Source organism: Bradyrhizobium ingae (genome assembly GCF_055791185.1).
The window spans coordinates 67,980-83,667 of record NZ_JBVUBB010000029.1; the positions used below are offsets into that span (position 1 = coordinate 67,980).

The following is a 15,688-nucleotide window of genomic DNA, read 5'->3' on the forward strand; positions in this document are numbered from 1 at the left end:
GGACGTATGGATTAAATTGCGCTCGTTGTTGGGTGATTGAAAATGTCGGACATGAGGCAACGGCTTAGAGTCGCAATGTTCTAGAAGGTTGAAGCTTGACAGAGCAGGTGCGGACCGAAGTCCCGACAGACACGATGAATTTTTGGAATGACACGCCCCCGGCACTTCTTTGCCGGTGCTGCTGCATTTGAAAATCAAGCGCGCGATGTAGACATCGCCGATCTCTGTCTGGCAGACCAAACCAACCTTAGAGTGTTGAAGAAGCACGTGGCCTTCTAAAGGCCGCATTCTCTGTGGTACGGCAGTACTTGAAAGTGCGAGCGTATGGCTGCGCAACTTGAGACGAGAGGAGGATTCCGATGTTCGAGGCTAAAGACTATCGCGTGTGTTGCCACCACTTTGTCACCCCGACCGACCGCGCCGTCTACCCGGCGCAGGAGCCCTTACTAACCTACCCTGAGGCCCTCCGGCACGTGCAGGCTGAGCAGGCCAAGGGCTACATGGTGGCCTGGGTCATCGACCGCGCCGGAGCAGGCGCCACCAAATGAGATTGGTGATTCGAACGCGAAGCGTTCCCACTGAGCGATGGTATGCATGGGACTGTTAGGACTTAGTCCGCAGCAGCATCAGCTATGACCGAGTTGGCTGGCGCATTTCGAGGGACCTGCAGGGCCACCATGCCCGCACGGCGGCCGGGTATTGCTGATCAACAAGACGACCATTGAAGGGTTTACGTCCGCTGATGAAGTTGACAAGGCTTTCGTCGACGTGCTTTCGGGGCCGACAGGCGTTGGCTTTGTCCAGGTCAAGGAACGAGACGAAAGGGACAGATACGAGTCAAATTTCTGCCGACATGCCGCTGCCGTCGAACGAGCAGCGGCATGATTGTGCCGAGAAGCTGCACAAGCGCATGCTGCAAGAGTCGCGGCCGTCACCGAGATCGAGGCGATCCACGCGGTTGATCTGCCGCAGCATTCGCCGCGAGCCGTTGCCGGTCAGAAATGGCAGCTGTTGCGAACGAAAACGGAGTCGATCAATGGCTTCTTGCTACCGGAAAGGAGTGCAAGGCGGTGCTTGAGGCGGTGACCATGTGCATTTTGCTCCGCGATCTCGTTGATCTCCTTCCGGGCTCGCCCTCCGGGCGCCCGGAATGACGAACAAAACAATCAATCCGCCTTCACATAGTCCTTCGCGATGATCGCGTCCGCGTCAAAGCCCTTGTCGGCGAACCCGTGCGCTTGCAGCCATTTGATCTGGTTGTCGACGTTCTTCACGTCCAGCTTGCCGGCCGGATCGATATAGGCGCAATTGCCGACGACCTGCTCGACCGGCAGGTTGGTGTACTTTGCGATGATCTCGAGCAACGGCCTGGTCTTGTCGTTGATAGGCACGGTGCCGTCCTTCATCGCGGCGAGGATGACGTCGTGATATTCGCGATCGGCCTTGGCGAGCGCGCCAAGCAGCTTCGTCACCAGCGCCTTGTTGGCGAGCGTCTTGGGCGAGGCAAACACGGCGCCCAATTGCCAGGGCGTTTCGTCGCCGACCCAGCCCAGGAATTTCGCGCCGCCTTCGTCCATCAGCTTTCGTGCGGTGGAGATGGGAAGCAGCGCGGCGTCGACGGTTTCGCCCTTCAGCGCGGCCGCCGCATTCGACAGCGATTGCAGCGGCACGATCTTCACGTCTGATAGCTTGAAGCCGTACTTGTCCGCGAGCAGGCCGAGTGAATAGTGAAAGGACGATCCGACCTGCGTCATCGCCACGCGCTTGCCGGCGAGATCTTTTGGCGTCTTCAGGCCAGCCGCGTAGGCATTGTTGCTGGCGAAATAGCCGATCAGGGGATAGCCGGCCTTTTCGCGGCTCATGCCGCCGATCACCTTCAGCGTGCCCTTGCCGGCGAGATTGTAGAGACCGGCCGTGAAGGCGGTGATACCGAAATCGACGTCGCCCGAGGTTGTGGCGACAGCGATCGGCTGGGCCGCATCGAAGAACTTCAGCTCGATATCGAGGCCAGCGTCACGGAAATAGCCCTTGTCCTGCGCGATGAAGACTGGCGCGGAGGACGACAGCCTGAGCACGCCAATTTTCGCCTTCAGCGGCTCCTCGGCCCGCGCGGCGCCAATCGTCGTCAGCGCCAACAAGCCCACACAAGCGAACCGCGCAACCCAACTCATCCGGCTTCCTCCGTCGTTTCTTTACAGGCCCTCTGGCACGGTCTGGTCCCGCCCGATGAAGGCGCCCTGTTGTTTCAATGTTTCCTGCAGTTTTGCAACCGGGATGTCACGCGGGACATGGTTACCTGACAGCGCCAGCGCTGCTGCGGAACCGGCCGCCTCCCCCATCACGAAGCAGGCCCCGGAGACACGCGCCGCCGACTGGCCCTCATGGGTCATGGAGGCGCAGCGGCCGGCGACCAGGAGATTGTCTACGCCCTCCGGCACCAACATGCGATACGGCAATTCGTTGTAGCCGCGCGATTCCGGGATTGGCGGGAACGTGAAGACGACGTCGCCCGGCACATGCGCTTCGATCGGCCAGCCATTGACGCCTATGGAATCCTCGAACGAGGCGCAGGTGAGCACGTCCTCGCCGCTGAGCTGATAGGCCCCCGTAATGCGCCGCGTTTCGCGGATGCCGAGCTGCGGCGGCAGGTCGACGATGTAGGATTCTTCAAAACCCGGCACGGTACGCAGGAATTCGAAGGCGGCGAGCGCCTGCCTGCGGCCGTCGATCTCGCCGCGGGTGAGATCGTCGGGCTCGATGCCGTTGATGGCGTGGCCGTCCTCGCGCGCAATTTGCGTGAAATTCACCCGCCATTCGATGCCATGGCGCTGCGGCCGCACGATCGCGCTTTTCCGCGGAAAGCTGTGCGTGCCGGAGGCAAGCGCCTTTTCCATCAATTGCGGAATGGTGCGCCAAGCCTCGCCCGCCTTGTCCGGATCAATGCCATTGAGGCGGAACATCATCGACGGATAGAGCGGATGGCCGTGTTCGTCGCCGATCTCGAAAGGCGCGCCGGCCCAGACCGCGAGATCGCCGTCGCCGGAGCAATCGATGAAGATCTCGGCTCGCACCGCTTGCCGTCCCGCCTTTGTCTCGACCATCAGCGCATCGATACGGCGCGCATCGCCCATCACGACGCCGGCGCCGAGCGCGTGGAAGAGGATGTCGACGTTGTGGCTCGCGAGAAGATCGTCGGCCGCGATCTTGTAGGCCGCTGTGTCATAGGCCTGCGCATAAACCTTGCCGAGGATCAGATGCGGCTTGTTGAGGCCGTCGAGCCGATCGATCCGCGCGAGCAGCTCGGAGGCCATGCCCTGCACGAGACGGTGGTGATTGCCGTGGACATTGCCGTGCAGGCCGCAGAAATTGGTGACGCCGGCAGCGGTGCCCATGCCACCCAGGAAGCCGTAGCGCTCGATCAGGAGCGTTCGCCGCCCTGCCCGCGCCGCCGAAGCGGCCGCAACAATGCCAGCCGGCCCGCCGCCGAGCACGACCACTTCATATTCGCCGTAGAGCGGCACCTGGCGCGCAGGTTCCCGAATGGATTTTTGCTGCAAGACGATAACCCGATCGTTTGAAGCCCAAGGCGGGCCCTTTTGCTATCTCGACAAAGGGATCGACGATGTAAAGCCCTGTGGCGCCACAAGACGATTCCCGTTCCACTTCCTGCCGTTGAAACATGGCATCGTACGCCTGCCGCCAACCTGGATCGAATGGATTGAAAGTATATGGGCCCACAGCAACCTTCCGTTTCCCGAAGCTAAGTCAGATCGGATCTGCCTACTCAGGCTAGCTGTCGAGAAGCTGACGACTCTAGTCGAAGGCCCCTCCCTCCGCCTCCTGCTCCATGCGGGAGCAATGGCGGTAGCGACCGACCGAACGGCGCTGCGTCTACTGGCGCGGCCGATGCTCCAGGACCAGTTGAAGCAGGCCGAAACGTGGTCCTTTCAGGTTTGCGGATGTCACCATCGTCGCCCGTACTGACTTGAGGCGGGAGAGACGCCTCAGCTCGGCGGGCGAAGGTTTGTCCCGTTGGTGATCCCCGTCCATTTCGGTCCCCAGGGCGAAGTTAGCGGCAACGTGACTCGGCGCCTGATGTCAGATACAGCGCTGTCCTTACCACGCCCGCCGCTAACTTTAACGGTCCCAGCCTCAGCGGCAGAAGCTGACCGTCGGATGTATCCGTCCAGAAAAACTTCATTGGCACAACCACCAGAGCTGGCCGTCGCAAGGGGCTTGACGATCAGTCTGGGACTGGAAGCAGCGCGGGCGCGACTCGGCGCCGGGTCGGCTTGGGGGCAATGGAACAGGCGCTATCCCTACCGCGTCCGCGCTGCCAATTGAGGTTAGCAGCGACGCGACTCGGCGCTGACCCTTCTGGATAGATAGCGCTGTCCCTACCACGCGCCCTAACCTCAATGGTTCTGTATTCGGGCTAGCTTTCCAAAAGCTGACGAGAGCCCGACGCAATTCACAAAACGAAAATCGGCCCGTGTGGGCCGCTTGTCAATCGGCGCGCACGACGATATCGCCAATGGCAATCTCGATCACTGCGCCTGCCACAGAAGCCACCGCACCATCGCAATCCGAGTGCCGCGAGCGACAAAGCTGCTCGGCCCGAGCATCACGGCGTCAAGCAAACAGCTACGACGGGTGGATGCCGATCCGGTGGGCGATGGCCGATACGCTCGCGCCACGCTCCAGTGCCTCTGTCACAACTTGCGCCTTGAACTCGTCCGACCAGCGTCGGCGAAGCTGCCGCGGCGCTCCCTCAAGACGCTCGGCGACCGCTTCGATCATATGGAAGGTTCTAGTTCCAGAACTAGGCGCAGACATAGAAGCTCGCATCGGCTCACAAACTCAGCAGCCGATAGCCCATCGCTCACCCACTCCGCTAGATTGGGTCTCTTTGCCGCTTACGGTATTGAACGAGTGGTTCCCGCATTTAAGACCTGTTGACCAATTGGATTTCGCCGCCGTTAGCGGGGAAGGACGCGACGGAGGACTGCGCGCCCTATGGGGCCAAGGAAGGTCAGTTGCTGCCGGATGATGTGCTCGATCGCTGGTGCCATTGTCGCGCGCGTATCCAGTTACGCCCCAACGTTCCGAAAGGACCAGATCGCATCTGCCTCGATTAGGCATCACGCTCGTTGAGATCGCCGCGAGTGACGACGACATGGCAGAACTCCCCAAGGTGAGAACCGTCCTGGACCTGCCCAGGCAGGATTTCGCAGATCTGAGGAAGGCCCAAGGCGCGAGCAAACTCTGAATAGTGCGGCCTGAATGCTGGCTAGGACAGCGCCCGGTCGGATGGCCTCCGACCAGGCGACAATTCAACTATTCAGGGAAGAACCGGCCGTTGCCTATGCAGCAACGTTCGTACCGGACATCTGATCGAAGCAATCCAAGGTACGAGCTGTATAGACTAGCGCCGCACCCGCATTCATTGCAATCGCGACGCCAAGTGCCTCGGCAATCTCAGCCTTCGACACGCCATGCTTCATTGCGGCCTCAACGTGGCTGGCAATGCAGCCATCACAGTGGGTGGTGACAGCAACCGCAAGTGAGATCAATTCACGCGTCTTCCCGTCGAGATGCTGCGCTTTATCGCCGGAATTGGCCAGAGCCAGATATCCCTTGACCGTTTCCGGTGCGAGCTTCGACAAGTCGCCAACCCGCGACTTCACGGCAGCGCGATACTTCAACCAGTCTAACATGTACTCTCCTCTTCTCTTCTGCTCTTCAGAACATCGCCACATCATATAAGACGAAGCCGTCAACAAACGCGCCACAGTTTGCGCGCTCGATAGTCGTGCAAGTGCTATAGGTGCCCTCCCTCTCGGCTATCCCGTCGCGGAAGTCCGCGACACACTCGAGAGGCATACCCTCAGTGTAGAATTTGGCTAAGAAAGAGTTTTGTCCGGCTGTGTTGTGGGTTTCCGAAGAATTCGGTCGGCGTATTCTGCTCGACGATCTGACCGGAATCCATGAAAATGACACGGTTAGCCACCTTGCGCGCGAACCCCATCTCGTGAGTGACACACAACATGGTCATCCCCTCTTGGGCCAGACCCACCATCGTTTCCAAGACCTCCTTGACCATCTCCGGATCGAGCGCCGAGGTTGGCTCGTCAAACAGCATGATCCGCGGCTTCATACAGAGAGAACGCGCAATCGCGACGCGCTGCTGCTGACCGCCAGACAGTTGACCGGGGTACTTATTAGCCTGTTCGGGAATCTTTACCTTGCGCAGGTAATGCATCGCGATTTCCTCTGCTTCCTTGCGCGGCGTCTTGCGAACCCAAATTGGCGCCAACGTGCAGTTTTGTAGGATCGTGAGATGCGGAAAGAGGTTGAAGTGTTGAAACACCATGCCGACCTCACGACGGACCTCGTCAATCTTTTTGAGATCGCTGGTGAGCTCCTTGCCGTCGACGATGATTTTGCCCTTCTGGTGCTCCTCCAGGCGATTGATGCAGCGAATCATTGTCGATTTGCCGGATCCCGAAGGCCCACAAATAACAATGCGCTCGCCGCACATAACCTTGAGGTTCACGTCCATTAAAACGTGATAGCCGCCGTACCATTTGTTCATGCCGATGATCTCGACTGCGACTTCATTCGCCGAGACTTGCGTCCTGCTGAGATCTACCTTCGCAGCGCCGGACATACGTTTTGTGCTCATCTGCAGGCTTCCTTCTCAGCGCTCGTGCCCAGTTTCAAGACGCCGTTCCACATACTGCGAATATCGAGACATACCGAAGCAGAAGATCCAGAAGATCACTGCGGCAAAAACATAACCGGTCCTTGCGGTTTGCGGCGTCGCCCAATTGGCGTCTCCGGAAATGCCCTGCTTGACGATCCCAAGCAGATCGAACATCGAGATGACGAGGACCAGCGTCGTGTCCTTGAACAGTCCAATGAAAGAATTGACGATCCCTGGAATGACGAGCTTTAGGGCCTGCGGCATGATGATCAGCCCTGTCTTTTGCCAATAGCTGAGCCCGAGAGAATCCGCTCCTTCGTATTGGCCCTTGGGCATAGCCTGAAGCCCTCCCCGCACCACTTCCGCCATGTAAGCAGATGAAAACAGCGCAACGCCGATGAGCGCGCGGAGCAACTTGTCGAATGTCGTACCGGGCGGCACAAAAAGAGGAAGCATGAACGCTGCCATGAACAGCACTGTGACCAGTGGAACTCCCCGAACAGCTTCGATGAAGATGACAGAGAGTAGCTTGATCGTCGGCATCCTGGATCGACGGCCAAGAGCCAAGACAATGCCCAGGGGGAGCGAGACGACGATACCAACGTAGGCAAGGACGAGAGTGACCATAAGTCCACCCCAAAGCGGGGTTTCGACGTAAGGCAGCCCGAAAGCCCCGCCAACCAACAGAACGAAGGCGATAAACGGATAGATGCCGAAGAACAGGATCGCATTGGCCCGTTTGAGCGGCTGGCGCGGAATGAGCAGCGGGACGAGCAGTCCCACGAAAATGGCGCCCGCCAGGATCACGCGCCAGCGCTCTTCCAACGGATAACGGCCAAACATGAAATAGCCGAACCGGTTGGATACGAACGGCCAGCACGCACCCGACCAACCGGCCGGCAGTTGGCCGCCCTGTTCGATGGTGAGGCAGGCAGGTCGATCGGTGCCAACCCAGACGGCATTGAAGAACAGCCAGCTCAGGATCTGTGGCAACGCCCACGCGGCTATGATCACAGCAACAACCGTCAGGAGCATGTCCGCCGGCGTGGCGAAGAGATTCTTGCGCATCCAAGCTAGAATCCCGACCTCGGAGTTCGGCGCAGGTTGCGCAAGGGTCATGTCGGTGCGCACCCAGGCAATGTCACGTTGCTGCATGCCTCACCTCTGCCTGAGTGCCAGCTTGACGTTGAACCAGTTCATGACGAGAGAAGTCAGAATGCTCAAACCGAGATAGACCACCATAAAGAGTACGACGACCTCGATTGCCCGCCCGGTCTGGTTCAGGATTGTACCGCCCACTGCGTACAAATCCGCATAACCGACGGCCACTGCAAGCGACGAGTTCTTCGTCAAGTTCAGATATTGGCTCGTCAGCAGCGGGATGATGATACGTAGTGCCTGCGGAATGATCACCAGACGCAATCCTTGCCCAGGGCGAATCCCCAGGGAGGAATAAGCTTCCGCCTGCCCCTTCGGGACACCCTGGATACCAGCGCGAACGATCTCTGCAATGAACGCTGCCGTGTAGAAGGACAGCGCCAAAAGTAGCGACAGAAATTCGGGCTTCACGTTGAGCCCTCCCGTCAGCATGAAGGTGCCCTTCTGCGGGAATTCGACGGTCATCGGAAACCCTGTCAGCACGCAACCAAGCAGCGGCAAACCTATGAGGAGTGCAACTGAAACCCAGAAGACGGGGAGTTGCTGCCCCGTTGCCATCTGGCGGGCATGCGCTCTTCGCGCGACGTGCCATGACAGCCCAATGGCTAACATGAGCCCTGCAATGATCAGCCAAGCTCCCTGGCTCCAGATCAGGCGCGGGAGATGGAGACCGCGGTTGTTGAGGTATGAACCGAAGGGCAACGCCAGGCTGCTGCGCACGTTCGGCAGCAACGCAAGCACTCCTTGGTACCAAAATAGAATCACGAGCAGCAGGGGTACATTGCGGAAGACTTCAATGTAGATGGTCGCAAGCTTGCGAATCATCCAGTTGCTCGATAGTCGGCCGATGCCAACCACAAAGCCTATGATTGTTGCGACGATGATGCCCAAGACGGCAACACGCACGGTGTTCACAATGCCAACCAGCAGGGCCCGGCCGTAGGATGACTCCGAACTGTAATCAATAAGTCGGTCAGGAATCTCGAACCCGGAGCGTGAATTCAGAAACTCAAATCCTGTCGGAATATTGGAACGACGGAGATTTTCGATGGTATTGTCGGAGATCCACCAGAGCCCGAGCACCAGCAGAACGACAATTGCGACCTGGACGACGATGCTCCGGAGCTTCGGGTCATAGAACGGCGACGCCTTCGTCGGCGCGACATCGAGAACTACCTCTTGTGACACTGCGCTCCCCTCGCGTGAATTCTTGATGCCGATGTGGCGTGCTAGGACCCAGAATTATCCTGAATGCCCCCGCCCATCGTAGGGCTATCAGCGTATCGGCACGCCGTATTGGATACCGCCTTTGGTCCACAATGCGTTGACACCACGAGAGATCTTCAAAGGGCTACCCGACCCGAGGTTACGCTCAAAGATTTCCCCATAGTTACCGGTCGCCTTGACGATGTTGGCGACCCAGTCGTTTGACAGGCCCAGATCAGTACCGATCTTCGTTCCGGCTTCGGTCCCAAGTATCCGCTTGATGTCGGGATTGCTGCTCCCCTTCATCTCATCGACATTCGACCGGTTAATGCCAGCCTCCTCGGCATCAAGCAGCGCAAAGTAGGTCCACTTCACGATGTTCAGCCACTTAGCGTCCCCTTGACGCACGGCAGGCCCGAGCGGTTCCTTGGAAATAATCTCCGGCAATACGACGAAGTCCTTCGGCGACGAAGCCTGCAGGCGTGCTGCGTAAAGACCAGATTGATCGTTTGTGAAGGCATCGCATCGACCCGCATTGTAGGCCGCAGTCGCCTCCTCAAGGGTGTCGAAGACCACTGGTGTGTAGTCGATTTTGTTGGCCTTGAAGTAGTCGGCGAGATTCAATTCTGTCGTCGTCCCCGCCGCCACGCAAATCACCGCGCCCGACAGTTGCTTGACCGACTTGACATCGGGCAACTTCCGCGCGTCGATCATGAAGCCTTGGCCGTCATAATACATGACGCCAACGAAGCTGATCCCAAGCGAAGTGTCGCGGCTCACCGTCCAGGTGGTGTTGCGCGACAGGACATCGATTTCTCCAGATTGAAGCGCGGTGAACCGGTCTTTGGCCGTCAGCCCGGTGAATTTGACCTTGCTAGGATCACCGAATACGGCTGCCGCGACCGCACGGCAGAAGTCAACATCGAGACCAGTCCACTGACCCTTGTCATCCGAAGCGGAAAAGCCCGCCAAGGCTACGTTCACACCGCACTGGAGAAAGCCCTTTGACTTGATGTTGGACAACGTGTCCGCCGACGCCACCGATGCAGTCAGCGCGAGCGACGCCACACCTGCTGCGATTGCCAATGATTTCTTTCTCATGGTCTCCACCCTCTTCTTCGTCAAACATCTTCGCCACGGACTTCCAACCCGTGAGCTGACTCGGCATCGAGAGCCGTTTCGGATCGTTACAGCCAATGGGATCTCGGCGAGCCTTGCTCGGGCCAGATCCGTTGTGGCGCAGATTGTTTTTTAGCCCGCACACCCGAACGTCAACGCGATCCATGCGTTGCAACTGATTGCGGAACACGTGTTGACCAGACGCAGTTGCCCATCGAACGACCGGTCGCGATCGGCTCGTGCATAGCTCTGGGAATGATCCCACATACCCTAGACCGCACCTTGCTTGGCTTACACCAGCGCGCATCCGGCGGTTAATCCGAAGCGATCCGCGCCTTGCGAACTAGCCCCCTACTCAACTCGTTCGCCAGACCGTGTACTCGTAATGCTGAGTACACAGATCAGAACGACGTCGCATGTACTGCCCCAGAAAGACTGGCATAAGCGACCTTACCTCCCAATCAGCAATATTATGGTGGCTATTACCATTGTGACTCCGATACCAGGGGCAAGGATCCAGAAGGTCTCGTTTCTCGTCTCGAAACAACTGCGGGCGATATTCCATTTCGACAGCAACACGACCGACAATCGAGATATTTGCTTGTGCCGGCGATAAAGTCGCGTCCACAGCATCTCCTTCCAGTTCGACATCTGCGCCGCCCTTATGAGTGCACACTCGAAGCTTCGCGATTTCCTGATCACCCAGCATCGCGTTGTTTTTTGGATCAAGCAAACGAGATATATTCACGGATGAGTTCAACTTTTTTTAAGTGACCCCGCCGTCTTCCGCGCACGTCCCTCAGATATCGGATCGATTCTCGATCGGGCGCCCGATCGGCACCGCCATCTTCCGTTCGCAGGAAAGCGACTTCGCGTGAAAGATCGTAGAGCTACCATGCTCGTCGGCGCTAGGCTTCACCAACGTAACGGCGCGACCTCCGCCGGCGCATGCCGCCGATGCCCCCTCTCGCCAGTCTCTAAGCTACTGGTGCCTGCAATCGAATGCCCGGTCAGGCCTGCACACAGCGATCACCAACACTGACCGGCAACAACAAATTCGCTTATGAATATCGTCAACAAATTTGGGTTGTGAAGCTTACGCCCTAGGCGTAGTCATACGGCGCCTCGCATCATGCGGGGCGGCACTCTCGGAGTGCCCACGAATATCGGCCTCCACATCAAGCCGATGCTTGAATCTGCATCTGCTTCTTCGCAAGATTTAATATCTTTCGTCGCGCGCGGTTGATCTCCCTACTTCAAGGTTTGCATCATGAAAAAAGACACGCTGCTCGTCCGCGGCGGCCGCGCCCCCGCCGGTCCGGTCAATCCCCCGGTATCACGGGCCTCCACGATTTTATTCAAGGACCTTGCCTCCTTCGACGCGACGCGCGCCGACCGGTTCGAGGCGCTGCGTTACGGCATCCATGGCACTGACACACTATTCTCGCTCGAGCAGGCAATCACGAGGCTAGAAGGTTGCCATCGCGCGATTGTGGTGCCGTCTGGGCTTGCTGCCATTACGGCCGCTCTCACCGCCGTCGTTAAGACCGGTGATCATCTCCTCATGGTGGATACGGTCTACGGACCTACGCGCGTCTTCTGTGATGGCTTGCTGACACGAAGCGGTGTTGAGACGACCTATTACGACCCCTTGATCGGCGACGGAATCGCCGGGATGTTCCGTGACAATACCCGAGCAGTATTCTGCGAAAGTCCCGGCTCGCTCACCTTCGAGGTGCAGGACATACCCGCCATCGCGAAGGCCGCGCATGCGAGATCGATCCCTGTCCTGCTCGATAACACCTGGGCCAGTCCGCTGTTCTTCGATGCTCTCTCCAAGGGAGTTGACATCTCGATCCAGGCGGCAACCAAATATCTCTGCGGCCACTCCGATGTGATGATGGGCACTATCGCGACGACCGAAGAGTGGTGGCGACCAATTCGCAACGTCGTGGCTGATCTGGGCTTCTCGACCAGTCCGGATGACTGTTATCTGGTCCTACGGGGCATGCGCACACTCGGCGTGCGGATGCACCACCAGATGCAAAGTGCGCTCACTGTCGCGCGCTGGCTTCAGACGCAGCCGGACGTACTGCGTGTGCTGCATCCTGGCCTGCCCGACGATCCAGGGCACGCGCTTTGGTCCCGCGACTTCAGTGGCTCCTCCGCACTTTTTGGCGTCGAGCTTGCCTCCCGTTCTCAACTCGCGCTGACCGCCTTCATGGATTCGCTGAAGCTGTTCGGGATCGGCTCGAGCTGGGGAGGCTATGAGAGCCTTGCCCTGCCGGCCCGCTTCACCCGGACTGACCGCCCGTTCCAATTATCGGGTACTCTGGTGCGGCTGCATATTGGCCTTGAGGATCCCACCGATCTCATTGCCGACCTCACAAAGGCTCTCGCGGCCATGCGCACGGCGGAGGCCCGTGCAATATGAACCGGCATCGAATCGGCGATGAGCCCCTTCCGCCACAAAACTCGCATTTGGCGCCCCGGTGTCGTTGCCGCGAACTCGCGCACATATCGCGCTCCCGCAAGATGTCGCGCCCAGGCCAAGCAAACCAAGGAGCGGCAATGGGGTTCAGATAGTCTCGCTTACAGCTGGCGTTAGCATTTTTCACTACCCGACTTTGCGGCGGCACTGGCATGAAAGTCCCTGCCAATCCGGGATGCGATCGCAAGACCGGTCAGCATCGCGGCGAGAGCGACACCCGCCGGCTCGGCATCGGCGCTTTCTCTCCGTAAGCCCAAGACGCGGCCCTTAGAGTCGTCGGAGATACTGTTCTACAGCACGATTTTCGATGAAGTGGTGATCGAACCTCAGGCTCAGCCATCTCCCCGTAGCGGTCAAAAGCAGCAGCAATCCGCCAACATCCTTTGGGGAACTCGGATATCTCCCGCCGTGATTCCCAGAGGACGACCCGCATGTGAGGCTGGTTGCGCTATTCGGATCCTAGGGACACGCAGCGAGACGCTTGTTTTTCAGCAGAGTGGATGCGCAACTGTCGCACTGTTGCTGACCAAGATGACCGATACCGTCCCTGACGATCCAGTTCGCGAGTTCAGCGCGACCACCCAAACGACCGGCATGGGTGTGGTCCTGGGCCGAGACTTTCAGAACAGAATGCCTCGCCTCGGCGGCGCACAGTTCGCCCTCATTGAAGAGGGAGACGAACTCCGACATTTCACAGCTGACGCTGCCAGAGCCGGCCTTTATGAACGGCTTATTGGCGGACCGACAGGCCTCGAATCATAGCCGAGCGGACGACGTGAGATTTTTAAGGGCGGACGGCGCTTATCTGTCGCTAGGATTGGGGCACTTCCGGATCATCCAACAACTTGTCGAATGCTCGTGCGGCAGGTCTCGGAGTTCGATCCAATAGCCTCAGTCGCCATAGCGAGCGCGCTATCGTGATTCCGCGGAGCTCTACGGCCTTCAGATAGCCCAGCCGGACTTGGTCTCTCGTCGCAACAGTCGAAACGATGGAAACGCCGATTCCTGCCGCCACGGCTTGCTTAATAGCAGCCGTGCTACCGATCTCGAGGAGCCGGAGCGGCTCGATGTTGTTCGCCGCGAGTGCCTGCGTTACGACTTCGCGCGAACCAGATCCTGGCTCACGTAGAATCAACACCTCGCCTCCCAAACGCTGGGGATCGATCGGCTCTTTCTCCGAAGCGAAATCATGATGTTCGGACACAATCAACTTCATGATGTCAGTTCGCCATTTCTCGGCGATCACAATACCTTCCTCGATCGGCCCCTCTACCAAGCCGATATCTATATCCTGAGCCGCCATCTGCTCGGCAATCTCGCGCGTATTCGCGCTGACAAGATGAAGATCAATCCCAGGGTAGGCCCTATGAAAGGCCCCCAGATAAGGAGCGAGCATGTAGGTGGCAATCGTCGTACTTGCACCAATTCGCAGCGATCCGTTGTTCAGGCTGCGCTTAGACGAGAGCATTTCCTCCGCTGCGCGCTCGGCGGCAAATAGATCCTCCGCATACTTCAGCAAAGCGAGGCCTTCCGCCGTAGGCACCACGCCTTTTTGAGACCGGTTCAACAGCCGGCAGCCGACCTGGAGTTCGAAGTCCCGCACTCCCTTTGACAGTGCCGGTTGGCTTAGATTCATTCCTTCAGCGGCGCGAGAAAAGCTGCCCACTCGGGCTACCGCCACGAACATCCGAAGCAAATGAAGGTTGAGGGCCATAATTCCCCATTATCGGTTCATGACAAATTGATATTTTCCAAAATTGCTCGTGTCACGCATATTTTGTTCTCTTTAGGGGAACGAGATGTCGGATCAAGTCGATGGCACCAAGAAGTCCACGCCAGCTGTTTCAGCCTTTTCAGCGGTATCCTCGGTTCTTCCCGGGATAGTCCTCTGCGCTGCAGTGACAGCAGTAGCGATCAGTCTTCAGATGGCACAGGAATCGAGCTTTGGTCATCCCTACCTAGAAGCGATCGTGATCGCCATTCTCGTCGGAACGGCCATTCGCACCTTTTGGACGCCGGGCACCCGCTGGCGAGCAGGCGTTGCCTTCAGCGCGAAGCAATTGCTGGAAGTTGCCGTCGCATTGCTGGGTGCCTCGATTACCTTCTCGACGATTGCGGGTTCTGGTCCAATTCTTCTGGTGGCGACCATTTGCGTTGTCATTCTGACCATCGTGATCAGCTACGCGGTGAGCCGATCTCTGGGGCTTTCAAACCGTCTTGCCATTCTAGTCGCTTGTGGAAACTCAATCTGCGGAAACTCGGCTATCGCCGCTGTGGCGCCTCTGATCGGTGCGAACTCCGATGAAATTGCTTCCTCGATCGCCTTTACCGCAATTTTGGGTGTCATCGTTGTTCTCGGATTGCCCCTGCTGATACCGCTGTTTGCTCTTTCGGAGGTTCAATACGGGATACTAGCGGGCATGACCGTCTACGCCGTACCGCAAGTGTTGGCAGCTACAATGCCGGCAAGCCTCGTCAGCACCCAGATCGGCACCGTCGTCAAGCTGGTGCGAGTGATGATGCTAGGACCGGTTGTCGCTTCAATCGCCTACCTGGCACGAGGCCTGCGCACTGACGGGGCGGCGAGACCGTCGAAGCGCAAGCGCTTCGAAGCAGTCCCCTGGTTCATCATCGTGTTTTTCGCGCTGGCGGCATTGCGGTCTCTATCTTTGATTCCCGACAACTTCATCTCGCCTATCCGCTACATCGCCAGCGTCTTCACGGTCCTGTCGATGGCCGCGCTCGGCCTGGGCGTGGATCTTCGCGTAGTCGGACAGGTCGGAGCCCGAGTGACGGCCGCTGTAACGTTGTCGCTCATCTTCTTGATCGCCGTCAGCTTCTGTCTCGTTCGCTACGTGATACCGACCTAGCCAAGCGGAGCCGCTTCCGGCTGAGCGCCCGGACGCTGGACTTCGAAGGTGCCCACGGTAGGAGGCAGGGCCAAAGACGACGGTTGATCAAGCTCTCATGCGCGGGTTGGCTACCGCATGACCGTGTTTCGTCTTGGG

General features: G+C 58.5%; 12 protein-coding genes. 3 read left to right on the forward strand and 9 right to left on the reverse strand.

What is annotated here, in order from left to right; all coding sequences use genetic code 11:
* Positions 1-359 precede the first annotated feature (359 nt).
* Entirely contained in the window at positions 360-548 is a 189-nt protein-coding gene (locus ACV1FX_RS30780) for a hypothetical protein (protein ID WP_245288299.1), read from the forward strand.
* A 618-nt stretch (positions 549-1,166) separates the two neighbouring features.
* Here the strand turns inward: ACV1FX_RS30780 and ACV1FX_RS30785 are convergent.
* The 8 genes from ACV1FX_RS30785 to ACV1FX_RS30820 form a co-directional block, all read right to left on the reverse strand.
* Complete coding sequence (locus ACV1FX_RS30785) at positions 1,167-2,171, reverse strand: ABC transporter substrate-binding protein (protein ID WP_473121304.1); 1,005 nt, start codon at positions 2,169-2,171, stop codon at positions 1,167-1,169.
* Positions 2,172-2,192: 21 nt separating this feature from the next.
* Positions 2,193-3,557 carry an FAD-dependent oxidoreductase gene (locus tag ACV1FX_RS30790; protein WP_473121305.1) on the reverse strand — a complete coding sequence of 455 codons (1,365 nt, stop codon included), beginning with the start codon at positions 3,555-3,557 and terminating at the stop codon, positions 2,193-2,195.
* Positions 3,558-4,644: 1,087 nt separating this feature from the next.
* Positions 4,645-4,800 (reverse strand): transposase, encoded by a 156-nt coding sequence (locus tag ACV1FX_RS30795; protein ID WP_473121306.1) that lies wholly within the window; start codon positions 4,798-4,800, stop codon positions 4,645-4,647.
* Positions 4,801-5,363: 563 nt separating this feature from the next.
* Positions 5,364-5,717, reverse strand: a complete 354-nt coding sequence (locus ACV1FX_RS30800) for a carboxymuconolactone decarboxylase family protein (RefSeq protein WP_473121307.1) — start codon at positions 5,715-5,717, stop codon at positions 5,364-5,366.
* 170 nt (positions 5,718-5,887) lie between these two features.
* A complete protein-coding gene (locus ACV1FX_RS30805; protein ID WP_473121330.1) occupies positions 5,888-6,670 on the reverse strand; it encodes an amino acid ABC transporter ATP-binding protein in 783 nt (260 codons plus the stop codon).
* 30 nt (positions 6,671-6,700) lie between these two features.
* Positions 6,701-7,861, reverse strand: a complete 1,161-nt coding sequence (locus ACV1FX_RS30810) for an amino acid ABC transporter permease (RefSeq protein WP_473121308.1) — start codon at positions 7,859-7,861, stop codon at positions 6,701-6,703.
* 3 nt (positions 7,862-7,864) lie between these two features.
* The gene (locus ACV1FX_RS30815; RefSeq protein WP_473121309.1) at positions 7,865-9,052 is read right to left on the reverse strand and encodes an amino acid ABC transporter permease; all 1,188 of its coding nucleotides are present in this window, start codon (positions 9,050-9,052) and stop codon (positions 7,865-7,867) included.
* Positions 9,053-9,139: 87 nt separating this feature from the next.
* The gene (locus ACV1FX_RS30820; protein ID WP_473121310.1) at positions 9,140-10,171 is read right to left on the reverse strand and encodes an amino acid ABC transporter substrate-binding protein; all 1,032 of its coding nucleotides are present in this window, start codon (positions 10,169-10,171) and stop codon (positions 9,140-9,142) included.
* A 1,288-nt stretch (positions 10,172-11,459) separates the two neighbouring features.
* On the opposite strand from ACV1FX_RS30820, the gene metC reads away from it, so the two are divergent.
* A complete protein-coding gene (gene metC, locus ACV1FX_RS30825) occupies positions 11,460-12,623 on the forward strand; it encodes a cystathionine beta-lyase (protein WP_473121311.1) in 1,164 nt (387 codons plus the stop codon).
* An 868-nt stretch (positions 12,624-13,491) separates the two neighbouring features.
* Here metC and ACV1FX_RS30830 read toward each other — a convergent pair.
* The gene (locus ACV1FX_RS30830; RefSeq protein ID WP_473121312.1) at positions 13,492-14,394 is read right to left on the reverse strand and encodes a LysR substrate-binding domain-containing protein; all 903 of its coding nucleotides are present in this window, start codon (positions 14,392-14,394) and stop codon (positions 13,492-13,494) included.
* An 85-nt stretch (positions 14,395-14,479) separates the two neighbouring features.
* Between ACV1FX_RS30830 and ACV1FX_RS30835 the strand changes: the two genes are divergently transcribed.
* The gene (locus ACV1FX_RS30835) at positions 14,480-15,550 is read left to right on the forward strand and encodes a YeiH family protein (protein ID WP_473121313.1); all 1,071 of its coding nucleotides are present in this window, start codon (positions 14,480-14,482) and stop codon (positions 15,548-15,550) included.
* Positions 15,551-15,688: the final 138 nt, after the last annotated feature.